The following is a 4,522-nucleotide window of genomic DNA, read 5'->3' on the forward strand; positions in this document are numbered from 1 at the left end:
TTTTGTACACAAAATCAGTAGATTAATTTATAATGATAGATTGATTTGTTTAGAAAATGCCCAACTATTGACCTCTTTTTTTAAATATTTTCAAAAACACTTAATGTGATTAATTTTTTACGAAATATTGATCAGGTTATTGTTTTTTATTTTTTTCACGAATACTTTTGTAGAAACACTAAACAAAATAAGACCTCCCATGTGGGTAAATAAAGACAACATAAAACTTAATCACATCGTACCTCAGCTCAATTGGGCTATCACGAAGGTCGTGATTATCGTCGTTGTCATTATTAGCCACCAGTATGGAGGATAGGTAAACGTGCATATAATCACAAAATATAACGCCTTCCTCCGCAAAGAGGAAGGCTTTTTTTTGGACTGTATATTCCCTTGTATAATTTCAATTTTATGTATAGCTATTACAACGACAACACCTTTCTTTACATCAACGGTGAGTACACCAAGGCAAACGCAGCTACAACAGACCTGTACGGCCAGTCTCTCCACTACGGTTATGCAGTTTTTGAAGGCATCCGCGCCTACAAAACCGCTAGCGGCGAAGTGAAAATTTTTAAAGCGAAAGAACACTTCGACCGCCTGAAGCGCTCATGTGAACTGATCCACATCCCCTACAAATTTGATAACGAAGAGCTGATCGCCGCTTGTTACAAAGTACTGGAGATGAACAACATGGAAGAAGCTTACATCAGACCCCTGGTTTTCTGTCCGCCTAACATGACGCTGAAAGCCGCAGCAGAATCACAAATCCTGATCTGCGCATGGGATTGGGGAGCTTACCTGGGAGAAAAGCTGTTGCGCGTAATGACTTCCTCTTACGAACGACCAAATCCAAAAGCTTTCAAAATTGAATCCAAATCAGCCGGTCTTTATGTAAACTCCATACTGGCCTCGCAGGAAGCAAAAGAAAAAGGCTACGATGAAGCACTCCTGCTGGATATGAATGGCAACGTAGCTGAAGGCCCCGGCGCTAACTTATTCTTCGAAAAAGACGGCAAAATATACACTCCTTCTGCCGGTAACATCCTCCCAGGCATCACCCGCGCCACTGTTATCGAACTTTGCCACGAACTGAATATCCCACTGGAAGAAAAATTATTTACCATTCCTGAACTCAAAGAAGCCGATGCTGCTTTCTTCTGCGGTACCGCTGCAGAAATCATTGGCCTCGATTCCCTGGATGGTCAGTCTTTTGGCAAACCATGGGCAGAATCACTGGGTAAAGTACTGCAACAGGCCTATAAAGCCAGAGTACTGGGAAAAGTATTTCAACGCGAAGCACAATTGGCATAAGCCGAAAGCAGAAAGGGGAAAGCAAAAAGCTATTGAAGCGACTGTCCTTAGGGATAATAGCTAAAAGGTCTTCAGACAACACAATAGCTTTCTGCTTTCTGCCTTCAGCTTTCTGCTCCCTTTGAAGACTGTAAAACGAAAAAGAGCGAACTCTTTACTGTAAAGGGTTTCAAGTTAAGAAAGACAGATTTGAAGACCGGTATATTGGAAATTGTTGGTTTGAATATGAAGACACAACCGGGTAATTTGTGGAGAAGTTTTAAAATGGGGTTACTATAAACACAGGTAATCCGGGTAATAACTAAAGCAATGGAATTAAATAAATATAGCAAAACGATCACGCAAGACCCTACCCAACCAGCTGCTCAAGCTCAGTTGTACGGGATTGGCTTAACAGAGGAAGACCTGAAAAAAGCACAGGTGGGCATCGTCAGCATGGGCTACGATGGTAACACCTGCAATATGCACCTGAATGATCTGGCAAAAGATGTCAAAAAAGGCGTCTGGGCCAATGATCTGGTGGGACTGATTTTTCACACCATTGGCGTCAGCGATGGTATGAGCAATGGTACCCCTGGTATGCGTTATTCTCTCGTTAGCCGTGATCTGATTGCAGATTCCATTGAAACTGTTGCAGGCGCGCAGTATTATGATGCCCTGATCACCGTGCCCGGCTGTGATAAAAACATGCCCGGCTCCCTGATGGCAATGGGTCGTCTCAACCGCCCTTCTATCATGGTGTACGGTGGTACCATTGCCCCTGGTAAATACAAAGGCCAGGACCTCAATATCATCTCTGCCTTCGAAGCACTGGGTCAGAAAATGGCCGGTAACCTCGATGAAGCCGACTTTAAAGGTATTGTACAGAACTCCTGCCCCGGTGCAGGCGCCTGTGGCGGTATGTATACCGCTAATACCATGTCTTCCGCTATCGAAGCACTCGGTATGAGCCTCCCTTACAGCTCATCCAACCCCGCATTGAGCCAGGAAAAGAAAGATGAATGTATCGCTGCCGGTCAATACATCCGCCTGCTCCTTGAAAGAGATATTAAACCAACTGACATCATGACGAAAGAGGCGTTCGAAAACGCACTCACCATCATCATGGCTTTGGGTGGCAGCACCAATGCCGTACTGCATTTCATCGCTATCGCGAAATCAGTAGGCATCTCTATCAGACTGGAAGATTTCCAGCGCATCAGCGACAAAACACCGCTGATTGCAGACCTCAAACCAAGTGGTAAATACCTGATGGAAGACCTGCACAATATTGGCGGCGTTCCATTAGTGATGAAATATCTCATGAAGCAGGGTTATATTCACGGTAATTGTATGACCGTTACCGGTAAAACCATTGCAGAGAACCTGGAAAACGTGCCAGACATCGACTTCAGCACACAGGACATCATTGTGCCGCTGGAAAAACCATTGAAACCAACTGCACACATACAAATCCTTTACGGTAACCTCGCTACTGAAGGTTCCGTAGCCAAAATCACTGGTAAGGAAGGCGAACGTTTCAGAGGCCCTGCCCGTGTATTTGATGGAGAATTTGAACTGATTGCCGGTATTACTTCCGGTAAAGTACAAAAAGGAGATGTGGTAGTAATCCGCCAGGTAGGCCCTAAAGGCGCACCCGGTATGCCGGAAATGCTGAAACCTACCAGCGCCATCATGGGCGTAGGATTAGGCAAAAGCGTGGCACTCATCACCGATGGCCGCTTCTCCGGAGGTACCCACGGATTTGTAGTGGGACATATTACCCCCGAAGCTTTTGAAGGCGGTAACATCGGCCTCGTAAAAGACAACGATATCATCGAAATAGATGCAACGAAGAATTTTATCAATGTGGAAGTAAGTGATGAAGAACTGGCAGCCCGCAGGGCACAGTGGATACAACCCGCATTGAAAGCATCCAATGGAATCTTATTTAAGTACGCAAAACTTGTTAAAAATGCAACAGAAGGATGTGTTACCGATGAAGCCTGAGATAGCAGATAAACCTTTAACTGTTAAACCTGTAATTACAGGTTCCGAAGCTGTGATCCGCTCCCTTATTGAAGAAGGCGTGGACACCATTTTCGGTTATCCCGGCGGGGCGATCATGCCTATTTATGATGCCCTTTACGATTTTCAGGATCAGGTTCGTCATATACTCGTCCGTCATGAGCAAGGTGCCACACACGCCGCTCAGGGATATGCACGCAGTTCCGGCAAGGTAGGAGTGGCATTTGCTACTTCAGGTCCTGGCGCTACCAACCTGGTAACAGGTTTGGCAGATGCATACATGGACAGTACCCCAATGGTATGCATCACCGGCCAGGTGGCCGCTGCCCTGTTGGGTACCGACGCCTTCCAGGAAACAGACGTGATCGGTATCACCATGCCTATCACTAAGTGGAATATACAGGTAACCCGCCAGGAAGATATTCCTGCGGCAATGGCCAAAGCATTTTATATTGCCCGTAGCGGCCGCCCAGGCCCGGTACTGGTAGATATCACCAAAAATGCACAGTTTGGCGAGTTCGAATACGAATACAAAAAATGCGAATATATCCGCAGCTACCGCCCCGTTCCTGAATTAAGCCAGGAAGCCGTAGCCGATGCTGCAGCACTGATCAACAGCGCGAAAAAACCATTCATTCTCTGCGGTCACGGTGTTTTATTATCCGGCGCAGAAAAAGAACTGATTGCACTGGCAGAAAAAGCACAGATCCCTATGGGATCTACACTGCTCGGCCTTTCCGCTGTACCGGTAGATCACCCGCTGTATGTAGGTCTGTTAGGAATGCACGGTAACTACGGGCCTAATATGCTCACCGGCGAAGCCGATGTGATCATTGCGGTAGGTATGCGCTTCGATGACCGTGTAACCGGTGACGTAGCCAGCTATGTACCCAACGCAAAAGTGATCCACATCGAAATCGATGCGGCAGAAATACACAAAATCATCAAAGCGGATGTACCTGTACACGCAGATGCAAAAGAAGCTCTGACAGCGCTGTTACAACAGGTAAAACCTGCGGAACATGCCGCCTGGCTGGAAGAATTTGCCGCCGCCAATAAAAAAGAATACGATAAAGTACAGCACGCAGAACTGTATCCGCAGGAAGGTGAACTGAAAATGGCTGAAGTAATCCGCCTCATCTCAGAAAAAACCAAAGGCGAAGCAGTACTGGTAACAGATGTAGGCCAGCACCAGATGGTG

General features: G+C 46.3%; 3 protein-coding genes. All 3 read left to right on the plus strand.

Annotated features, from left to right (window positions below; genetic code table 11):
- Positions 1 to 411 precede the first annotated feature (411 nt).
- Positions 412 to 1,314, plus strand: coding sequence for a branched-chain amino acid transaminase (locus VIP81_RS05460; RefSeq protein WP_331957461.1), 903 nt, complete (start codon positions 412 to 414; stop codon positions 1,312 to 1,314).
- Between the two features lie 309 nt (positions 1,315 to 1,623).
- Positions 1,624 to 3,303 (plus strand): dihydroxy-acid dehydratase, encoded by a 1,680-nt coding sequence (gene ilvD, locus VIP81_RS05465; protein ID WP_331957462.1) that lies wholly within the window; start codon positions 1,624 to 1,626, stop codon positions 3,301 to 3,303.
- Positions 3,269 to 4,522 (plus strand): thiamine pyrophosphate-binding protein (locus tag VIP81_RS05470; protein WP_331957463.1); only part of this gene is annotated, 1,254 nt, incomplete at its 3' end. The genes ilvD and VIP81_RS05470, both read left to right, overlap by 35 nt.

The organism is Chitinophaga sp. (assembly GCF_036566945.1).
In the GTDB taxonomy this organism is placed as follows: domain Bacteria; phylum Bacteroidota; class Bacteroidia; order Chitinophagales; family Chitinophagaceae; genus Chitinophaga.

Bases quoted from the DNA above. Each gene is read 5' to 3' on its own strand.
- VIP81_RS05460 (WP_331957461.1), top strand. From the start codon at position 412: ATGTATAGCTATTACAACGACAACACCTTTCTTTACATCAACGGTGAG.
- ilvD (WP_331957462.1), top strand. From the start codon at position 1,624: ATGGAATTAAATAAATATAGCAAAACGATCACGCAAGACCCTACCCAA.